The 17,686-nt window shown below is 70.2% G+C and carries 20 protein-coding genes; 11 read left to right on the forward strand and 9 right to left on the reverse strand.

Going from position 1 to position 17,686, the window contains the following annotated elements; all coding sequences use genetic code 11:
- Positions 1-6: 6 nt before the first annotated feature.
- Positions 7-1,128: a DegT/DnrJ/EryC1/StrS family aminotransferase gene (locus ABZ463_RS03480; protein WP_362772518.1), complete on the reverse strand. Its 1,122-nt coding sequence runs from the start codon at positions 1,126-1,128 to the stop codon at positions 7-9.
- A 26-nt stretch (positions 1,129-1,154) separates the two neighbouring features.
- Positions 1,155-1,913 (reverse strand): phytanoyl-CoA dioxygenase family protein, encoded by a 759-nt coding sequence (locus ABZ463_RS03485; RefSeq protein ID WP_352009906.1) that lies wholly within the window; start codon positions 1,911-1,913, stop codon positions 1,155-1,157.
- 219 nt (positions 1,914-2,132) lie between these two features.
- Here ABZ463_RS03485 and ABZ463_RS03490 point away from each other — a divergent pair, with 219 nt between their 5' ends.
- From ABZ463_RS03490 to ABZ463_RS03505, 4 genes are all read left to right on the forward strand, one after another.
- A complete protein-coding gene (locus tag ABZ463_RS03490; protein ID WP_362772522.1) occupies positions 2,133-3,404 on the forward strand; it encodes a beta-ketoacyl-[acyl-carrier-protein] synthase family protein in 1,272 nt (423 codons plus the stop codon).
- Positions 3,401-4,657 (forward strand): ketosynthase chain-length factor, encoded by a 1,257-nt coding sequence (locus ABZ463_RS03495; protein ID WP_362772525.1) that lies wholly within the window; start codon positions 3,401-3,403, stop codon positions 4,655-4,657. The genes ABZ463_RS03490 and ABZ463_RS03495 overlap by 4 nt, the downstream gene beginning before the upstream one ends.
- A 59-nt stretch (positions 4,658-4,716) precedes the next feature.
- On the forward strand, positions 4,717-4,962 hold the full coding sequence (locus tag ABZ463_RS03500; protein ID WP_352009909.1) for an acyl carrier protein: 246 nt from the start codon (positions 4,717-4,719) through the stop codon (positions 4,960-4,962).
- Between the two features lie 114 nt (positions 4,963-5,076).
- On the forward strand, positions 5,077-6,018 hold the full coding sequence (locus ABZ463_RS03505) for an SRPBCC family protein (protein WP_362772529.1): 942 nt from the start codon (positions 5,077-5,079) through the stop codon (positions 6,016-6,018).
- 181 nt (positions 6,019-6,199) lie between these two features.
- Here ABZ463_RS03505 and fabG read toward each other — a convergent pair whose 3' ends face one another.
- Both fabG and ABZ463_RS03515 read right to left on the reverse strand, forming a co-directional pair.
- Positions 6,200-7,012, reverse strand: coding sequence for a 3-oxoacyl-ACP reductase FabG (gene fabG / locus ABZ463_RS03510; protein WP_352009911.1), 813 nt, complete (start codon positions 7,010-7,012; stop codon positions 6,200-6,202).
- A 52-nt stretch (positions 7,013-7,064) separates the two neighbouring features.
- Positions 7,065-7,859 (reverse strand): AfsR/SARP family transcriptional regulator, encoded by a 795-nt coding sequence (locus tag ABZ463_RS03515; protein WP_352009912.1) that lies wholly within the window; start codon positions 7,857-7,859, stop codon positions 7,065-7,067.
- A 788-nt stretch (positions 7,860-8,647) separates the two neighbouring features.
- Between ABZ463_RS03515 and ABZ463_RS03520 the strand changes: the two genes are divergently transcribed.
- Positions 8,648-9,025, forward strand: a complete 378-nt coding sequence (locus ABZ463_RS03520; protein WP_352009913.1) for a DUF4267 domain-containing protein — start codon at positions 8,648-8,650, stop codon at positions 9,023-9,025.
- Here the strand turns inward: ABZ463_RS03520 and ABZ463_RS03525 are convergent, their stop codons facing one another.
- The gene (locus ABZ463_RS03525; RefSeq protein WP_362773274.1) at positions 9,026-9,967 is read right to left on the reverse strand and encodes a helix-turn-helix domain-containing protein; all 942 of its coding nucleotides are present in this window, start codon (positions 9,965-9,967) and stop codon (positions 9,026-9,028) included.
- A gap of 79 nt (positions 9,968-10,046) precedes the next feature.
- Here ABZ463_RS03525 and ABZ463_RS03530 point away from each other — a divergent pair, with 79 nt between their 5' ends.
- The 3 genes from ABZ463_RS03530 to ABZ463_RS03540 all read left to right on the forward strand — a co-directional run bounded on the left by ABZ463_RS03530 (position 10,047) and on the right by ABZ463_RS03540 (position 11,106).
- Positions 10,047-10,367 carry a cupin domain-containing protein gene (locus ABZ463_RS03530; RefSeq protein ID WP_362772534.1) on the forward strand — a complete coding sequence of 107 codons (321 nt, stop codon included), beginning with the start codon at positions 10,047-10,049 and terminating at the stop codon, positions 10,365-10,367.
- Positions 10,368-10,549: 182 nt separating this feature from the next.
- On the forward strand, positions 10,550-10,837 hold the full coding sequence (locus ABZ463_RS03535) for a type II toxin-antitoxin system Phd/YefM family antitoxin (RefSeq protein ID WP_362772537.1): 288 nt from the start codon (positions 10,550-10,552) through the stop codon (positions 10,835-10,837).
- A complete protein-coding gene (locus tag ABZ463_RS03540; protein WP_362772540.1) occupies positions 10,834-11,106 on the forward strand; it encodes a type II toxin-antitoxin system RelE/ParE family toxin in 273 nt (90 codons plus the stop codon). Before ABZ463_RS03535 ends, ABZ463_RS03540 begins: the two co-directional genes overlap by 4 nt.
- A 25-nt stretch (positions 11,107-11,131) precedes the next feature.
- On the opposite strand, the gene ABZ463_RS03545 is transcribed toward ABZ463_RS03540, so the two are convergent.
- The gene (locus tag ABZ463_RS03545; RefSeq protein ID WP_362772543.1) at positions 11,132-11,605 is read right to left on the reverse strand and encodes a DUF1203 domain-containing protein; all 474 of its coding nucleotides are present in this window, start codon (positions 11,603-11,605) and stop codon (positions 11,132-11,134) included.
- 49 nt (positions 11,606-11,654) lie between these two features.
- Positions 11,655-12,224 (reverse strand): WHG domain-containing protein, encoded by a 570-nt coding sequence (locus ABZ463_RS03550; RefSeq protein WP_352009918.1) that lies wholly within the window; start codon positions 12,222-12,224, stop codon positions 11,655-11,657.
- Positions 12,225-12,296: 72 nt separating this feature from the next.
- Between ABZ463_RS03550 and ABZ463_RS03555 the strand changes: the two genes are divergently transcribed.
- Both ABZ463_RS03555 and ABZ463_RS03560 read left to right on the forward strand, forming a co-directional pair.
- A complete protein-coding gene (locus ABZ463_RS03555) occupies positions 12,297-12,800 on the forward strand; it encodes an FBP domain-containing protein (protein ID WP_362772546.1) in 504 nt (167 codons plus the stop codon).
- A 119-nt stretch (positions 12,801-12,919) separates the two neighbouring features.
- Positions 12,920-13,573, forward strand: a complete 654-nt coding sequence (locus tag ABZ463_RS03560) for an AAA family ATPase (RefSeq protein WP_362772549.1) — start codon at positions 12,920-12,922, stop codon at positions 13,571-13,573.
- On the opposite strand, the gene ABZ463_RS03565 is transcribed toward ABZ463_RS03560, so the two are convergent.
- Complete coding sequence (locus tag ABZ463_RS03565) at positions 13,553-14,173, reverse strand: DUF4386 domain-containing protein (protein ID WP_362772552.1); 621 nt, start codon at positions 14,171-14,173, stop codon at positions 13,553-13,555. The two genes, ABZ463_RS03560 and ABZ463_RS03565, sit on opposite strands and share 21 nt — an antisense overlap.
- 168 nt (positions 14,174-14,341) lie before the next feature.
- On the opposite strand from ABZ463_RS03565, the gene ABZ463_RS03570 reads away from it, so the two are divergent.
- Positions 14,342-14,974, forward strand: a complete 633-nt coding sequence (locus ABZ463_RS03570) for a TetR/AcrR family transcriptional regulator (protein WP_362772555.1) — start codon at positions 14,342-14,344, stop codon at positions 14,972-14,974.
- Between the two features lie 42 nt (positions 14,975-15,016).
- On the opposite strand, the gene ABZ463_RS03575 is transcribed toward ABZ463_RS03570, so the two are convergent.
- Complete coding sequence (locus ABZ463_RS03575; protein ID WP_362772558.1) at positions 15,017-17,611, reverse strand: bifunctional FO biosynthesis protein CofGH; 2,595 nt, start codon at positions 17,609-17,611, stop codon at positions 15,017-15,019.
- Positions 17,612-17,686: the final 75 nt, after the last annotated feature.

The raw sequence follows: 17,686 nt of genomic DNA on the forward strand, positions 1-17,686 counted from the left end.
CGGCTCCTACAGCGTGGACAGCACTTCGCGCAGCGCGGCGATCACCTTGTCCTGCAGCTCCTCCGACAGCGCCGGGTACATCGGCAGGGAGAAGATCTCCTTGGCCAGCCGTTCCGTCACCGGCAGCGACCCGGCGCCGTAGCCCAGGTGGGAGAAGCCGGTCATCGTGTGCACCGGCCAGGGGTAGCTGATGTTCAGGGAGATCCCGTACGACTTGAGCCGCTCGATGATCCGGTCCCGTTCCGGGTGGCGGACCACGTACACGTAGTAGACGTGCTCGTTGCCCGGCGCCGTGGACGGCAGCAGCAGCCCGCCGGGGCCGGTGAGGTCGCCGAGTGCCTCCTCGTACCGCCTGGCGACCGCCTGACGTGCGGCGATGTAGGAGTCGAGTCTGCGGAGCTTGCGGCGCAGGATCTCGGCCTGCACCTCGTCGAGCCGGGAGTTGTGCCCGGGGGTCTGCACGACGTAGTAGACCTTCTCCATGCCGTAGTAGCGCAGCCGCCGCAGGTTCTGCTCGATCTCGTCGTCGGAGGTGGCCACCGCCCCCGCGTCGCCGTACGCGCCGAGCACCTTGGTCGGGTAGAAGGAGAAGGCCGCGGCGTCCCCGAGCGTCCCGGCCAGCCTGCCGTGGTGACGGGCGCCGTGCGACTGGGCGCAGTCCTCAAGGATCTTCAGCCCGTGCTCGTCGGCCAGGGCGCGCAGCGGCGCGAAGTCCACGCACTGGCCGTACAGGTGCACCGGCAGCAGCGCCTTGGTCCGCGGGGTGATCGCGGCGGCCACCTGGGCGGTGTCCATGAGGAAGTCCTCCTCGCGGACGTCCACGAAGACGGGTTTGGCCCCCGCCCCGTCGATGGCGACCACGGTGGGGGCCGCGGTGTTGGACACCGTGACGACCTCGTCGCCGGGGCCGACCCCGAGCGCCTCAAGCCCCAGCTTGACGGCGTTCGTCCCGTTGTCCACGCCGACGCTGTGCCTGAGCCCGTGGTAGGCGGCGAACTCCTCCTCGAAACCCTTGACGCTGGGCCCCAGGATCAGCTGGCCGGAACGGAAGACCGTGTCCACGGCGTCGAGGATGTCCTCGCGCTCGTTGTCGTACTCCGCCAGGTAGCTCCAGACGTAGGTGCTCATGAACGTGCTCCCGGTCCTTCCGGTGGTCAGCTGTGGGCTCCGATGAGGGGGAAGACGCGGTCGTCGTCGAGCGGCTGGCCGGGCAGCAGCCCGCCCAGGTCGTCGGGGACGAGGTCGCTCGGCTCGTAGACGGCTTCGGCGTCCATGTAGACGGTGGCCAGCGAGACCCTGACCTCGTCGGTGTCGTTGCGGCCCGCCAGGTGCAGGACCCGCTCGTGGTGGAAGGTGACGTCCCCGGCCCGGACCGGGACGGTGACCCGCGGCTCCCAGACCAGGTTCACCGGGCAGCGGAAGGGGTCCTGGTCCCCGGAGTCGTCCCGCTCGTGCGGGACCAGGTGTGAGCCGGGGATGTAGCTCATGCAGCCCCGCTCGACCGGGACGTCGGTCAGCGCCACCCAGGCGGTCAGGCCGATGGACCGGCCGGCGAACGGGATGGCCGGGGCGTCGGCGTGCAGCGGGGTCAGGGCCGACCCCGCGGTGCCCTTGCGCAGGAGCTCCGACTTGAACAGCCGCAGCGGGCCTCCCGCCAGCCGTTCGGCGACGGCGGTCACCCGGGGGTGCAGCGCCAGGCCGCGCAGTTCCTCACTGACACGGTCGACGTGGGGGACCCAGTCCATGACCCGCCCATCGGCCCGGTCCCAGTTCACCTTCTCCGCCTCGTCGAGACGGAGAAGGGAGACCGCCAGGAGGCTCTCCACCTCCTGCGGCGTCAGTACGCCGGGGATTCGGATGAACCCCTCCCGCCGATAACGCTCAACCACTTCGTCGGAGACGAGGTCGGGCATGTGCCTGCTCCTTCCCGTGTGCCCCGCGGCGCCCTCGTGGACGCCGGGAACGATCGGACGGCGCGAGTGTCTCCGACACGACTCGAAGCGCGGTCGAGCCTTCCTCCATCGGGTCCCCGAGCCGATTTCGAGCTGTGCTCAAGGCGGCTGACCCATGCTGCTGCTGGCTCCGCGATCGACGGACGCCCGCACACGGGTACACAGCCTGGAGGTACGCCGATGGAAAGTTCAGCCAGAGGCCGGCGCGTCGTCATGACGGGGATGGGCGTCCGCACTCCCGGCGGGGCAGGCACCAAGGAGTTCTGGGACCTGCTCACCTCGGGGAGGACGGCCACCCGCCGGATCTCCTTCTTCGACGCCTCACCCTTCCGCTCGCAGGTCGCGGCCGAGGCCGCCTTCGACCCCGTCGCCGAGGGCCTGACCCCCCGGCAGATCCGCAGGATGGACCGGGCGACGCAGTTCGCCGTCGCCTGCACCCGGGACGCGGTCGCCGACAGCGGACTCGACTTCGACGCGCTCGACCCCTACCGGGTCGGGGTGAGCCTGGGCAGCGCGGTCGCCTCGGCGACCAGCCTGGAGAAGGAGTACCTCGTCATGTCGGACGCGGGCAGGAACTGGCTCGTCGACCCCGCCTACCTGTCGCCGCACATGTTCGACTACCTGAGCCCGGGGGCGATGCCCGCCGAGGTCGCCTGGACGGTCGGGGCGCAGGGGCCGGTGACGATGGTCTCCGACGGGTGCACCTCCGGCATCGACGCGGTCGGCCACGCCGTACGGCTCATCCGGGAGGGCAGCGCCGACATCATGATCGCCGGGGCGACGGACACCCCGATCTCGCCGATCGTCGTCGCCTGCTTCGACGCGATCAAGGCGAGCACACCGCGCAACGACGACCCCGAGCACGCCTCCCGGCCCTTCGACCGGACCCGTGACGGCTTCGTCCTCGCCGAGGGGGCCGCCGTGTTCGTCCTTGAGGAGTACGAGGCGGCGCGGGCCAGGGGCGCGCACATCTACGCCGAACTCGGCGCCTCGGCGACCCGGTGCAACGCCCACCACATGACGGGCCTGACCAGGCACGGCCGGGAGATGGCCGAGGCGATCAGGAACGCGTTCGACGACGCGCGGGCCGACGCCACCGACATCGACTACGTCAACGCCCACGGCTCGGGCACCCAGCAGAACGACCGGCACGAGACCGCCGCCTTCAAACTGGCGCTCGGCTCCCACGCCTACCGGGTGCCGGTCAGCTCCATCAAGTCGATGGTCGGCCACTCGCTCGGCGCGATCGGCGCCATCGAGATCGCCGCCTGCGCGCTGGCCATCGAGTACGACGTCGTGCCGCCGACCGCCAACCTCCACGAACCCGACCCCGCCTGCGACCTGGACTACGTGCCGCTGACCGCCAGGGAGCTGCCGGTGCGCACCGTGCTCACGGTCGGCAGCGGCTTCGGCGGCTTCCAGAGCGCCATGGTCCTGCGAGCCGTCGCGTGAGCGGCCCGGCCGTACGGCCCGCGCCGGCCGGGCACGTTCCCACGGTCGTCACGGGCGTCGGTGTGGCCGCGCCCAACGGCCTGGGCACCGAGGAGTACTGGCGGAACGTGCTCGAGGGCCGCAGCGGCATCACGGAGATGACCAGGTTCGACGCCTCCGGCTACCCGTTCAAACTGGCCGGGCAGATCACCGGGTTCGTCGCCGAGGACCACCTGCCCGCCAGGCTGCTGCCGCAGACCGACGTCTCGACCCGGCTGGCGCTGGCCACCGCCGACTGGGCGCTCGCCGACGCCGCCGTCGAACCCGGCGACGGGGAGAACTACGACATGGGGGTGATCACCTCCAACGCCACCGGCGGGTTCGAGTTCACCCACAGGGAGTTCCACAAGCTGTGGGACCAGGGGCCGTCCTACGTCAGCGTCTACGAGTCCTTCGCCTGGTTCTACGCGGTCAACACCGGCCAGATCTCCATCCGCAACGGGCTGCGCGGCCCCGGTGCCGCCCTGGTCGGCGAGCAGGCGGGCGGGCTGGACGCGCTGGGGCACGCCTGCCGTACGGTGCGGGAGGGCACCGGCCTGGTGATCAGCGGAGGGGTCGACTCCGCGCTCGACCCGTGGGGGTACCTCTCCCAGTTCGCGGGCGGCCTGGTCAGCGCGGAGTCCGACCCGCGCCGCGCCTACCTGCCCTTCGACGCCGCGGCCGGCGGCTACGTGCCCGGCGAGGGCGGGGCCGTACTGGTCGTGGAGTCCGCCGAGGCCGCCGAACGCCGGGGAGCGCCGCGGATCTACGGTGAGATCGCCGGATACGCGGCGGCCTTCGACCCGCCTCCCGGCTCCGACCGGCCGCCCGCGCTGCGCCACACCGCCGAGCAGGCCATCGCCCGCGCCGGTCTGCGGCCCGGTGACATCGACGTGGTCTTCGCCGACGCCGCGGGCGTGCCGCGCCTCGACCTGGCCGAGGCCCAGGCCATCAGCGGCCTGTTCGGCCCGGGGGCGGTGCCGGTGACCGCGCCCAAGGCCCTGACCGGACGGCTCTACGCGGGCGGCGGCCCGCTGGACGTCGTGACCGCCCTGCTGTCCATCAGGGACGGGGTGATCCCGCCGACCGCGCACACCAGCGACGTCCCCGGCTCCTACGGCATCGACCTCGTCGTCGGGGAGCCGCGCGCCCTGCCGGTCTCCACCGCGCTCGTCGTGGCCCGTGGCAGGCACGGCTTCAACGCGGCCGTCGTGGTACGCGCCTGGACGAACTGATCCCGTTCCCAGCCCGAACCACGCCGTGGAAGACGGCGTGGTGTGAAAGGAGCACGACCATGTCCGCACTGAGCATCGACGACCTGCGCCGCGTCCTGGTGGAGTGCGCCGGGGAGGCCGAGGGAGCCGAGTTCGACGGCGACGGCCGGACGTTCGAGGAGCTGGGATACGACTCCCTCGCCCTGATCGAGACCGCCGCCAGGCTCAAGCAGCGCTACGGCATCGACCTCGACGACGGCGACGTCATGGCGGCCGAGACCCCGGCCGCGCTGCTGTCCCTGGCCAACGCGGCGGCCCGCTCCTGAGACCTCCCCGACCCTCCCGGGTCTCGGCGCCTTCCCAGGACTTCCTCGGACCTTCCGGGCGTGGCGCCCTCCCGGGACGGGACCTTCCCCGACGTGACATCGAAAGGCCAGTAGATGAGCACACACCGCACCGAGCACACGCTCACGGTCGACGCCCCGGCCCGCGTGCTGTACGACCTGGTCTCCAACGCCGGGACCTGGCCCGCCGTCTTCGGGCCCAGCGTGTACGTCCGGCACCTGGAACGCGACGCGAACCGGGAGCGCTTCCGCATCTGGGCCGTGGTGAACGACGAGGTGCGGAGCTGGACCTCGCGCAGGGAGCTGGACCCGCAGGGGCTCTCGGTCACCTTCCGGCAGGAGCACAGCAGGCCCCCGCTCTCCTCGATGGGAGGCGGCTGGCGCTTCCGCGAGCTTCCCGGCGGCCGGACCGAGATCGTCCTTGAGCACGTCTTCGAGACCGACGGCACGCCGGAGGCCCTCACCTGGGTCACCGCCGCGCTCGACCGCAACAGTCCCGAGGAACTGGCCGCCCTCGCCCGGATCGCCACCCTGGCACCGCGCCCACAGGACGTGGTCGTCTCCTTCACCGACACCGTCGAGGTGCCGGGGACCGCCGCCGAGGCCTACGACTTCATCCACCGCGCCGACCTGTGGGAGCGGCGGCTGCCGCACGTCGAACGGGTCAGCCTGCGTGAGGACGCGCAGGGCGCGCAGGTGCTGGAGATGAGCACCCGTACGGCGGACGGCGCGGCGCACGAGACCCGTTCGATCCGGATCTGCGAGCCGGGGGCCTGGATCGCCTACAAACAGCAGCTCACCCCGGCCCTGCTGCTCGGCCACAGCGGGCTGTGGACGTTCACCGACGGCACCGGCGGCACCGGCGGCGCTGTCGTGACCTCCCGGCACACCGCGGTGATCTCGCCGGAGGCGGTGCCCGCCGTCCTCGGGCCGGGCCGTACGCTCGCCGACGCCCGGGAGTACGTCCGTACGGCGCTGAGCCGCAACAGCCTGGCCACTCTGGAGGCGGCCGCCGCCCAGGCCAGGGCCGCCCGGTGACACCCCGATGACATGACGCCGCCCCGGAGCCGAGCGGGCTCCGGGGCGGCACCGTCTGTCTGGCACTGTCTGTCTGGCACTGTCCGTCTAGGGCGATCTCGCCGTGGCGATCCCGTCCTGGACGGCCCCGCCCTTGGGCGGCGCCGCCCCTCCTCGTCAGGTCATGCCCGGCCGGGAGCCGTCAGTAGTTGCCCAGGCCACCGCAGACGTTGAGGGCCTGGGCGGTCACGGCCTGGGCGTCGTCGTCGACGAGGTAGTCCACCATGGCCGCCACCTCCTTCGGCTCCACGTAACGCCCGATCGGGACGCGGGTGGTGATGCGGCTCTTGGTCTCCTCCTCGTCCACCCCCCAGATCGCGGCGTAGTGCTTGCGCACCCGCTCGGCCATGGGCGTCTCGACGAACCCGGGACAGACCGCGTTGACGGTGATGCCGGTCCTGGCCAGTTCGAGGCCGAGCGCCTTGGTGAAACCGACCACACCGTGCTTGGAGGCCGAGTACGGCGCGGCGTGCACCACCCCCTGCTTGCCGCCCGTCGAGGCGATGTTGATGATGCGGCCCCGGCCCGCCGCCAGCATCCCGCCCGCGTTCAGCACCTCCTTCGTCATCAGGAACACGCTGTTGAGGTTGGTGTTGATGACGTCGAACCAGAGGTCGTCGTCGAGTTCGGCGGTGGCTCCGCCCCCGCTGCGCCCGGCGTTGTTGACCAGGATGTCGACGGGGCCGTACCGCTCCCTGGCCGTGCGCACGAACGCGCGGATCTCCTCGGGCCTGGAGACGTCACAGGTCGTGCCGTCCACCTCGTACCCCTGCTCACGCAGGGACTTGACGGTCGCGGCGACGTCCTCGGCCCCGCGGGCGCAGACGAAGACCGCGGCGCCACGGCGGGCGAGCCGTTCGGCGATCTCCCGCCCGATCCCGCTGGTCGCCCCGGTGACGAGGGCGACGGGACGCGCGGGACGGTCGGTCGGCGTGATGTCGGTCGTGTCGGTCAACTCGGCTCCCTCGCTTCGGCGAACACCTCACGTGCAGAGTGCCGCAGCGCGCTCAAACCCTGGTCGAGAAGCTCTCGGGGAGGCCGACGCCGTACGGCCTGGGCCGGATGCCTCCGCCGTCGGTGACCAGGTCGAGGGTCGGGTCCCCGGCGAGCATCGCCAGGTGCAGGCGGCGCAGGCGGGCCGACGGTTCGATGCCGAGTTCCTCGACGAGCTTGGCCCGCAGCCGGTGGAACTCCTCAAGCGCCCGTGACACGTTGCCCGTGCGGTACAGCGCCAGCATGAGCTGGGAACGGAAGCCCTCGTGCATGGGGTGCTCGGCGACCAGGACACTCAGCTCGGGGAGCAGCGCGGCCTGTCTGCCCAGTTGCAGGGCGGCGTCGATCCGCTGTTCGAGCACGCTCATCCGCAGGTGTTCCATGCTCATGACCTCGCGTTGCAGGATTCTGCCGTGCGGGACGTCCACCAGGGCCGGCCCCCGCCACAGCCGCAGGGCCCGTTCGAGCGTGGCCAGTGCCCGGGGGTCACCCGCCTCGTGCGCGGCGATGCCCGCGGTGGCCTGCGCCTCGAACTCCTCGGCGTCGGAGAGCCCCGGGCCGCGTTTGAGCATGTAGCCGCCGAAACAGGTGACAAGAAGCTCCTTGGGGGAACGTCCCGACTCCCTGGGCTGCGCGGCGGCGATCTTGTTACGCAACTGGAGCACGTAGGTCTGCAGGGTCGTGGAGGCGCTGCGCGGTATGCGGTCCCCCCAGAGTTCCTCCATCAGGGTGGACACCTGGACCACCCGTTCCCCGCGCAGCGCGAGAAGGGAGAGGACCTGCCGTGGCTTGCCCGCGCTCGGCACCACGGAGATTCCGCCTTCACTGATTCTCAGCGGACCAAGGACACTGATATCCAACAGATAACCCCCTCTTCTATTTACAGGTACTTTACATCTGACGTCTTCAACTCCCTGTCCAGCACCCTCAGAGCCTTACACACATCCATCTGTGAAACCATGTGACCACATCATGATCTTGACCGTGAAAAATACACGATGATTCATTCCCGTGTCCCCCGCACTACGGAACGACACACCTCACAGCGTTAACTTCGGCGTAACACGCAGGCCACACGCTCTTCTTCCACCCCTCCCCCCGGCATCCGATCCGCCTATTAGACAGGCCGGACGAAGGCGTATCACTCTCCGTCGCCCATCGACTCCGGACCGGAGGAATTCTTTTCAAGAATATGTCAACCATTGCCACGCGAATAATCCGGAGACATCGGCGGGGAAGCGCCAGCCGCTCTTTTCAATGAGCTTCGGGAACGTTCCCTCCACCGGGAACACCGCCACACCCACGGCTCGCCACCCCTTTCCCGAGGCGCCACAACCGCCCGCTCCCCCTCCGGGAACGCCCTCCGAAGCGCCGCCCCCTCCGAGGCCGTCGCCTCCCGCATGACTCGCCCCGTTCCCCAGGAGCCGTCGCCTTCCCGGGAACCCCGCCATCACCCCCCACACAACTCGTCCCCGTTTCCCAGAGGCCGTCGCCGTCCGCCCTCCAGGAGCACCCCACTCCACTTCTAGCGCCGCTAGATTTCCTGCCTAAGGCATGCTAGCTTCACTCCTGTTCCTAGCGTTGCTAGCAAAGAGAGATGCTCATGCTCACCCCCGTCGCCTACGGGCTGGCCGTACTCCTCGATCTCCTCATCGCCTTCATCGGCCTCAGGTTCCTCCTGACGCCGGGCCCCGCCGCCGCCGGTTACGGCGTCCCCGCCAAGGAGAACGGCGACGCCGCCTACCTGACCATCAAGGGGCTGCGCGACCTGACCTACGGCCTCCTCGGCCTGGCCCTGCTGGCCTTCGCCGGCGCCAGGGCCGAGGCGTGGTTCATGCTCGTCGTCGCGATCGTCCCGTTCGTGGACACGGTCATCGTCCTACGCCACGGCGGCACCAAGGCCGTCGCCTTCGGCATCCACTTCGCCACCGCCGTAACCGTCCTCCTCAGCGCCGCCCTGCTGTTCATGGTCTGATCACCGCGACCGGGCCCGGAACGCTCGGCGGTAGGCGCCGGGGGTCGTGCCCAGGGCCGTGAGGAACCGCCTGCGGAGGTTGGTCGAGGAGGAGAGGCCGGCCCGGCGGGCGACGGCCTCCAGCGGGAGGTCGGAGGACTCCAGCAGGTCCTGGGCGACGGCGATCCGCTGGGCGAGCAGCCACTGTCCCGGGCTCGTGCCGAGCTGGTCGGTGAACCGCCGGGCGAGGGTGCGCGCCGAGAGCCCCGCCCACCCGGCCATGTCCTCGACGGTCACCGGTTCGTCGAGCCTCCCGGCGACCCACTCCAGCAACGGCGCGAGCGTGCCGTCGATCTGCTCGGGGTGCGGCGGCGCCGAGTACTGCAGTTGCCCGCCCTCACGGTGCGGCGGCATGACCATGGTCCTGGCGATGTGCGCGGCGTACCGGGCCCCCTGGTCGCCACGGACCAGGTGCACGCACAGGTCGAACCCGGCCCCCGCCCCGGCGCTGGTGGCCACGTCGCCGTGGTCCACGTACAGCACGTCCGGGTCCAACCGGACATGCGGGAAGCGTCTGGCGAACTCCCCCGCCAACGCCCAGTGGGTGGTCGCCTGCCGTCCGTCGAGCAGACCCGCGTACGCCAGCGCGAAGGCGCCGGAGCAGATGCTGACCACCCGCGCGCCACGGGAGTGCGCGCGGCGCAGCGCCCGGACGACCTCGGAAGACGGCGGCTCCTCGACGGGCAGCCAGCCCGGGACGACCACGGTGTCCGCATGGTCGAGTGCCTCCAGCCCGTCGTTCACGAGCATGTCGTACCCGGCGAGCGTCGGGATCGGGCCGGGCCGCTCCGCGCACACGCCGAAGGCGTACCTGACGGGAAGGCCCGGCCGTTCGACCCCGAACACCTGGGCCGCGCAGGCGAGTTCGAAGGTCGACTGCCCGGGGCGGACGAGCGCCGTCATCCGATGCATGGCAAGAAAGTACCGTACGACGTCATTCCTGACACTCGGCAGGGAGACGGCCGGCCACCAGGCTGGCCACATGACGACAGAGCGGTATGTGTGGTCCACCGTCCAGGACGCCCCGGTTCGTGAGCTCTTTCCCGGCATTCGCCTGCACTCCCTGTGGAAGGGGGGCAACGGCGCCAAGGCCTACGTGCTCCAGATGGACCCGAACACGTCCTGGCAGGGGATCGACGTCCACGACCCGGGCCCCGAGGAGGTCTTCGTGGTCTCCGGGGTCTTCAACGACGGCGACCGGGATTACCCCGCGGGCACCTTCATCCACGCCCCCGCGGGCTCCTCCCACGTCCCCCAGACGACCGTCGGCTGCACCCTCTTCCTCTTCTACCCGGAGGGCTGAACCCTTCCGCCAGAGGTCTGAGCCCCAGGTCACACGGCGCCATCCCACGAAAACCACGTCGGGCGCCGAACCGTGTTCCCCGGACCCGATCCCCAGGGGCTCCAGGTCACGTGGACGTCGCCCAGGGAGGGCAATGGCCGAGAATCTGGCCGTCATATCGGCCAAGCAGATATCATGGACGTATGGAGATCATCCCGATCAGTGAGGCCAAGGATCGGCTGACCGAACTGGCCGACCGGGCCGCTCGCGAGCATGACCACTTCACCCTGACCCGGAACGGGCGGCCACACGCCGTGATCGTGTCCGTGGCCGAGTGGGAGTCCCTCCAGGAGACCCTGGAAATCCTCGCCGACCCACAGATGCGCACCGACCTGGTCGAGGCGGCGTCCGCCGAGGCCCGCGGCGATGTGACCACCGAGGAGGAGATGGCCGCCATCATGGCGAACCGTCTTGGCAGGGCCAGCGCGTGAGCGACCGCTACACCGTCCTCCTGGCCCCTCCCGCACGACGTGTCCTGACGGCGAGTCTGCCCGAGACGGTGGCGGTCGCGGCCTGGGAGTTGATCACCGGCGCGCTCGCCAAAGAACCGTGGCGCGTCGGCAAACCCCTCCAGGAGCCATATGAGGGACTCCACGTCGCCCGACGCGGGACCTACCGGGTGATCTACCGCATCGATGAGGACAAGCACACGGTGACGGTTCAGGTCGTCAAACACCGCCGGGATTCATACCACACCTGACATCGTCACCGTGTGCGGTCTGTCCTCAGCCGCGCCGTACCTCGAAGTGGAAGCAGCCGAATTCGATCGCGCGGACGTGGACCACCGCCGTCTCCGGGTCCCCGAACACCTCCCGCAGCGCCGTGTCCGGGTCCTCGCCGGCGGCCAGGTAGCGTCCCCCCAGGATGTGCCCGTCCGCGGCGTAGGCCCGGAGCATCCGGTGCGACTCGTGCCCTTCGGGCCAGCCGTCGGACCCGGCGCCGGGGCAGTCGCCGGCGTGCACGAAGATCGGCCCCCGCTCGTCGTAGGCGCCCGGGTCCACTCCTCGTTCCGCCGCCCACCGGCGCAGCGGCGCGTACGACAGCAGCGCGACCCTCTCCCCCGCTCCCGCCCTGGTCAGGCAGCAGCGCAGCGGAGCGCCCTCCCGCTCGGTCGACACCCGGGGCGGGCGGCCCGCGTCGTCACCCTCCAGCAACTCCTTCACGACCTGGGCGTCGATCGCCCGAATCTCATATCCCATGCCGCCATCGTCGTACCGCCCGCACCCGGGCACCGGCGCTCCTCGGACCTCACATTTGCGACGGCCAGTTCCGCAGGAGGACGTCGAGGGCGTCCAGGTTTCTGGCCCAGGACTCGTCGATCGCCTTCGAGTGGCTGAACCCGCCCGCCGTCTCCAGGCTGACGTACCCGTGGAAGAAGCCGTGCAGCAGCCGTACGGCGTCCGTCTGGGCGGGTTCCGGCAGGTGGTAGCCGCGGAGCAGCGCCCGCGTCATCGTCGAGTGCCGGGTGGCCGCCTCGGCGGAGGCGTTCTCCGGGTCCAGTTCGAAGCGCGCCGCGGCGTATCTCCCAGGATGTTCCCTGGCGTAGTCGCGGTAGGCGTTGGCGAAGGCCACCAGCGCGTCCTTGCCCGAACGCCCGGTCAACGCGGCGGCGGCCCGGTCGGCCAGCTCGGTCAGCGCGAGGATCGCCACCCTCGTCCTGAGGTCGCGCACGTTCTTGACGTGGGAGTACAGGCCCGCGTCCGTGACGCCGAATCCCCGCGCGAGCGCCGAGACGGTCACGTTCTCGAAGCCGATCTCGTCGGCCAGGTCCGCCGCCGCCCGCGTCAGCCGTTCGACGGTCACTCCCGCGCGCGCCATACGCCTCCCTCTCACAACTTAGATGGATTAACCATTTGCCTAGAGTTCCTAGGAAAGGATAGCGTCCCAACCATGAGACCGGTTACCGAGCGCGACATCCGCGCGGCCTTCGTCAACTGCACCAAGGGAGAGGCGAAGCGGCTGGCCGTACCCCGGGATCTGGCCACGCGGCCCTGGGACGACCTGGACTTCCTCGGCTGGCGCGACCCCGCCTCACCGGAGCGGGCCTACATGGTCGCCGAGTCCGGCGACGGCCTCGTGGCGATCGCCCTGCGCCAGGCCGCCCCCCACGCCGGTCATGTACGGCGCAGCATGTGCTCGCTGTGCCTGACCGTGCACCCCGGAGACGGCGTGAGCCTGCTGACCGCCCGCAGGGCGGGAAAGACCGGGCAGCAGGGCAACTCCGTCGGCGCCTACATCTGCACCGACCTGGCCTGTTCCCTCTACCTCCGCGGCAAGAAGGAAGCCGCCCCCGGCGCCCGCCTCCACGAGTCCCTGACCCTGGAGGAACTGATAACCCGCACCGCCACCAACCTCACGAACTTCCTGAACAAGGTCGTCGACACGGCCGACTGAAAGACGTTCGTCCCGCTCACCGAGGTGTGTGGCGGAGTTCCGGCGCCCCCCGCCGTACGGTCATCCGGAGGCGTCGCCGCAGGCCTCGCGGTCACCCTGGTGGATCTTGCCCGTCTACGATGATCGAGTTCGGCGATCACCAGGGAAAGGGTGACATGGCGCAGGATCCGGATCACGCCTCCGTTCCCGGAACCCCGGCCGGAGGCAGGGTCATTCTGCTCAACGGCACGTCCAGTTCCGGCAAGAGCAGCATCGCCGGGGAACTGCTCGACATTCTGGACGGGACGTGGTTCCACATGCCGGTTGACGCCTTTCACGCGATGCGGTGCAAGCGTGAGATAGCCGAGGAGGACCTGCAGGCCGAGGTCGACCGCACCGTAAAGGGCTTTCACCGCGCCGTCGCCGGTATGGCCGCGGCGGGGAACAACCTCGTCGTCGACCATCCGCTCAGCCGGCGCTGGCGGTTGCTGGACCTTCTCGATGTGCTCGTGCCCGAGAACACGGTGCTGGTGGCGGTGCGCTGCCCGCTGCCCGAACTGGAGCGCCGTGAGGCCGAACGTGGCGACCGGCAACCCGGGCTGGCGGCTCTGCAGTACCACCGGGTCCATTCCCACGAGCTGCATGACATCGACGTCGACACGAGCGTCCACAGCCCGCGGGAATGCGCCGTCCGGATCAGCGACGCACTGCCGGACCTGCCGCGCCCGACCGCCTTCGAGACGCTCAGGCGAACGCTGCGACGGCCAGGCCGATCACCCCGGAAGCACCGGTAGGGCACGGGCCTCCTCGGCCTCGGCCTCCTCGGACTCGGCGGGAAATCCCTTCACCGTCAGCAGCACTCCCAGGCCTACTTCGAAAAGGCCGCCGGGAACCGAAAGGGCCGTGCCGACGCCGTACCCGAGGATTTCGAGAATCGCACCCACCGCGAAAACGGCGTAGCCCACCGTCCCCCACACCGCCATGAATCCGGGCACGAGTTTCGCCCGGAACAGAACGCGGCAGAACAGCAGGCTGCCAAGGCCCAGGGAGACCATGGCGATCTGGTAGGCGTAAAGGTTCCCCTGCCGCAGGACGGCGGCCAACGACGGGGAAAGGGAGGTGTCCCGCGCGAGGGGGACCAGCAGAAGCAGGAAGACGATCCCGACGGCCAGCATCACCGCCTCGACGACCCTGGAGACCAGGTAGGCGTGGGCGGAGAGTTCGTGGTGGCGTTTCAGGACGGGGAACATCAGCACTCCGATGCCGGCGACGGCGACGGAGTTGACCAGCATCAACAGTGCTCCCGCCGACGTCCGCATCTGGTCGGCGGCGGCACCGGTCAGGGCGTTGCCGGGGATGTACACGACGAACGCGAGCAGAAAAAGAGCACCCACGGCTCGTCCCGTTGCTCTGGCTGACATCTCTTCCCTCTTTCACCGGACCGAGCTTCACCGGACCCGGACGTCACCGGGCCCGGCGAAGCCCGGTCCGGAGTGCGCTCGTACTAAGTACGGTCACGGTAACGTACTAAGTACGAAACGACAATCGTCCAGGAGGGCGCGATGGCTCAGCTCAGCCGTGAACGGGTGTTGCGCGGCGCCCTCGCGGTCGCCGACGCGGGGGGAATCGGGTCGCTGACGATCCGCTCGCTCGCCCAGGAGCTCGGTGTCAAACCGATGTCGGTCTACCATCACGTCGCCGGCAAGGAGGAGATCCTCGACGGCATCGTCGACCTCGTCTTCCAGGAGATCGAGCTGCCGTCGGCCGACGGCGACTGGCGAGAGGAGATCCGGCGGCGGGCGTCCTCGGCCCGTCTCGTGCTGCGGCGCCACCCCTGGGCGCTCGGGCTCCTGGAGTCGCGGACCACCCCCGGCCCCGCGACCCTGCGGCATCACGACGCGGTTCTCGGCATCCTGCGCGGGGCGGGTTTCCCGGTGCGGATGGCCGCCCACGCCTACGCGCTGCTCGACAGCTACGTGTACGGCTTCGCCCTCCAGGAGGCGTCTCTGCCCTTCGACGGCCCGCAGAACGTGACCGAGATCGTCGAGCCGATGGCGCAGCAGGCCTTCGCCGAGGGATATCCCCACCTCGTCGAGATGGCGACCGAGCACGTTCTCAAGCCCGGCTACGACTTCGGCGACGAGTTCGACTTCGGGCTCGACCTGATCCTCGACGGACTCACGCGGAGAAGATGACACGCCGGGCGGGAACCCCGCCGAGGGGCCCCGCCCAGCGACTCAGACCTGTTCGAGGGGCAGCAGGCCCCGGACGCTGCGGCAGACGCCGTCGCTGGCGGCCGAGGCGGCCAGCCGCTCGGCGTCCGGCGTGCCGTACTCCGTGGTCCGCTGACGGATCCGCCGCCCGGTCGGGGCCACCATCTCCCCGATCTCGGTGATCGTCTTGAACGAGCCGTTCTCCGAGCCCGCCATCCGGCTGATCGTCTCCTCCATCAACGTGCCGCCCAGGTCGTTGACGCCGCCCTGGAGCACCTGACGGCACAGGTCGTCACGGAGTTTGACCCACGAGCACTGGATGTTGTCGATCGCGCCGTGCAGCAGGATCCTGGACAGCGCGTGCACGGCGCGGTTCTCCCGCGCCGTCGGTCCCGGCCTGGCGATCCCGGCCAGATAGATGGGCGCGCTGTGGTGCACGAACGGCAGCAGGACGAACTCCGAGAAACCGCCCGTCTCCTCCTGCATGCGGCGGATCAGCTGAATGTGCCGTACCCAGTGGGCGTGGGTGTCCACGTGGCCGTACATCATCGTCGAGGTCGTCGGGATGCCGACCCGGTGCGCGGTCGAGATGACCTCGATCCACTCCCTGGCCGGCAGTTTGCCCTTGGTCAGCACCCAGCGCACGTCGTCGTCGAGGATCTCGGCCGCGGTGCCGGGCAGCGAGTCGACTCCCGCCTCCCTGGCCGCGACGAGCCAGTCCTCGATGGACAGGTTCGTACGGCTCGCACCGTTGATGACCTCCATCGGGGAGAAGGCGTGGACGTGCATTCCCGGCACCCTCGCCTTGACCGCCCTGGCGATGTCGAAGTAGGCGTCGCCCGGCATGTCCGGATGGATGCCGCCCTGCATGCACACCTCGGTCGCCCCGGCCTGCCAGCCCTCCCAGGCCCGGTCCGCGACCTGCTCCAGGCTGAGGGTGTAGGCGTCGGCGTCGGTACGGCGCTGCGCGAACGCGCAGAAGCGGCAGCCGGTGTAACAGACGTTGGTGAAGTTGATGTTGCGGTTGACCACGAAGGTCACGTCGTCGCCGACCGCCTGCCTGCGCAGGTCGTCGGCGATCCGGCACAGCTCGTCGAGGGCCGCGTCGTCGGCCCCTGCCCCGTTCTGGTCGCCCGCCACGTCGAGCAGGGCGACGGCCTCCTCCTCGGTCAGCGCGGCCGGGCTCTCCGCGGCCTTCCGCAGGGCCCGGCCGACCTCCCCGACCAGCACGGAGGGAGCGGCGGCCACGGGCAGCCGTTCCCTGAGCGCGTCCCAGTCACCGTAGACGTCGTCGAAGTCCTCGCGACGGTCGGCGGTCCGCCCCTCGGTGTCCACCGCGGTGTGCAGGTCGGTACGGCCCGCCGAGACGAAGCCGCCGTCGGGCTCCTGCCAGGGACGGCCGACGAGGACGGCGTCCTCCCGCGCCAGCCCCGTCTCCGGGTCGGCGAGGGCCGCCACGTGCGCGTGAAGGCGGGGGTCGAGCCAGGGCTCACCTGCGAGCACGTACTCGGGGTAGATCGTCAGCCGCTCACGCAGCGTGAAGCCGGAGGCGGCGGTACGGGCGGCGAGTTCCTCGATCTGCGGCCACGGCCGTTCCGGGTTGACGTGGTCGGGGGTCAGGGGCGAGACACCGCCCCAGTCGTCGATCCCGGCCCTGATCATCAGGTCGTACTCGGCGTCGACCAGGTTCGGCGGGGCCTGCACCCGCATCCGGGGGCCGAGGACCAGCCGGGAGACCGCGATCGTGGCGGCCAGCTCCTGCAGGTCGGCGTCGGGCATGCCGCGCATCGCGGTGTCCGGCTTGGCGCGGAAGTTCTGGATGATGGTCTCCTGGAGACCGCCGTACTCGCGGGCCACCCTGCGCAGCGCGAACAGCGACTCGGCCCTGTCCTCGACGGTCTCGCCGATGCCGATGAGGATGCCGGTGGTGAAGGGCACGTTGCTGCGGCCCGCGTCCTCAAGGACGCGCAGCCGTACGGCGGGGTCCTTGTCGGGAGAGCCGTGGTGCGGCATGCCCTTGACCTCGAACAGGCGCCGTGAGGTCGTCTCCAGCATCATGCCCATCGACGGCGAGACCGGCTTGAGGCGTTGCAGGTCACGCCAGGTCATGACGCCCGGGTTGAGGTGCGGCAGCAGGCCGGTCTCCTCAAGGACCCGGATGGCCATCGCGCGGACGTAGGAGAGCGTGTCGTCGTAGCCGTGCGCGTCCAGCCACTCGCGGGCCTGGTGCCAGCGGTCCTCGGGACGGTCGCCGAGGGTGAACAGCGCCTCCTTGCACCCCATGGCGGCGCCCTGCCTGGCGATCTCCAGCACCTCGTCGGGGCTCAGGAAAACGCTCTCCAGCTTGTGCGGAGCGGTGGCGAACGTGCAGTACCCACAGCGGTCACGGCACAGGCGGGTCAGCGGTATGAAGACCTTGCGGCTGTAGGTGATGGTTCCCTGCCGTCCGACGGCTTCGAGACCCGCGTCCCTGACTCGGCCCGCGTGTTCGAGCAGGGTGTCGAGATGACCGTCCCTGGCGTGCAGGAGGACGGTGGCTTCGGTGAGATCAAGAGCTTTGCCGTCACGGGCGCGGGCCAGCGCCCTACGCATCGCGCTGTCGGTGGGGTTGTCGCTCATGACGGCACATTACGACCCTGCTCCGGACGGACCGGGCGCGGGGTACGGCTCCGACTTCAGCACTGCTTAAGTGGA

The sequence above is a fragment of the Streptosporangium sp. NPDC020145 genome (assembly GCF_040631275.1).
Taxonomy (GTDB): domain Bacteria; phylum Actinomycetota; class Actinomycetes; order Streptosporangiales; family Streptosporangiaceae; genus Streptosporangium.

Bases quoted from the DNA above. Each gene is read 5' to 3' on its own strand.
- ABZ463_RS03490 (WP_362772522.1), top strand. From the start codon at position 2,133: ATGGAAAGTTCAGCCAGAGGCCGGCGCGTCGTCATGACGGGGATGGGC.
- ABZ463_RS03560 (WP_362772549.1), top strand. From the start codon at position 12,920: ATGATCGAGTTCGGCGATCACCAGGGAAAGGGTGACATGGCGCAGGAT.
- ABZ463_RS03550 (WP_352009918.1), bottom strand. From the start codon at position 12,224: ATGGCGCGCGCGGGAGTGACCGTCGAACGGCTGACGCGGGCGGCGGCG.
- ABZ463_RS03505 (WP_362772529.1), top strand. From the start codon at position 5,077: ATGAGCACACACCGCACCGAGCACACGCTCACGGTCGACGCCCCGGCC.
- ABZ463_RS03520 (WP_352009913.1), top strand. From the start codon at position 8,648: ATGCTCATGCTCACCCCCGTCGCCTACGGGCTGGCCGTACTCCTCGAT.
- ABZ463_RS03485 (WP_352009906.1), bottom strand. From the start codon at position 1,913: ATGCCCGACCTCGTCTCCGACGAAGTGGTTGAGCGTTATCGGCGGGAG.
- ABZ463_RS03555 (WP_362772546.1), top strand. From the start codon at position 12,297: ATGAGACCGGTTACCGAGCGCGACATCCGCGCGGCCTTCGTCAACTGC.
- ABZ463_RS03570 (WP_362772555.1), top strand. From the start codon at position 14,342: ATGGCTCAGCTCAGCCGTGAACGGGTGTTGCGCGGCGCCCTCGCGGTC.
- ABZ463_RS03500 (WP_352009909.1), top strand. From the start codon at position 4,717: ATGTCCGCACTGAGCATCGACGACCTGCGCCGCGTCCTGGTGGAGTGC.
- ABZ463_RS03535 (WP_362772537.1), top strand. From the start codon at position 10,550: ATGGAGATCATCCCGATCAGTGAGGCCAAGGATCGGCTGACCGAACTG.
- ABZ463_RS03525 (WP_362773274.1), bottom strand. From the start codon at position 9,967: ATGACGGCGCTCGTCCGCCCCGGGCAGTCGACCTTCGAACTCGCCTGC.
- ABZ463_RS03480 (WP_362772518.1), bottom strand. From the start codon at position 1,128: ATGAGCACCTACGTCTGGAGCTACCTGGCGGAGTACGACAACGAGCGC.
- ABZ463_RS03545 (WP_362772543.1), bottom strand. From the start codon at position 11,605: ATGGGATATGAGATTCGGGCGATCGACGCCCAGGTCGTGAAGGAGTTG.
- ABZ463_RS03530 (WP_362772534.1), top strand. From the start codon at position 10,047: ATGACGACAGAGCGGTATGTGTGGTCCACCGTCCAGGACGCCCCGGTT.
- ABZ463_RS03575 (WP_362772558.1), bottom strand. From the start codon at position 17,611: ATGAGCGACAACCCCACCGACAGCGCGATGCGTAGGGCGCTGGCCCGC.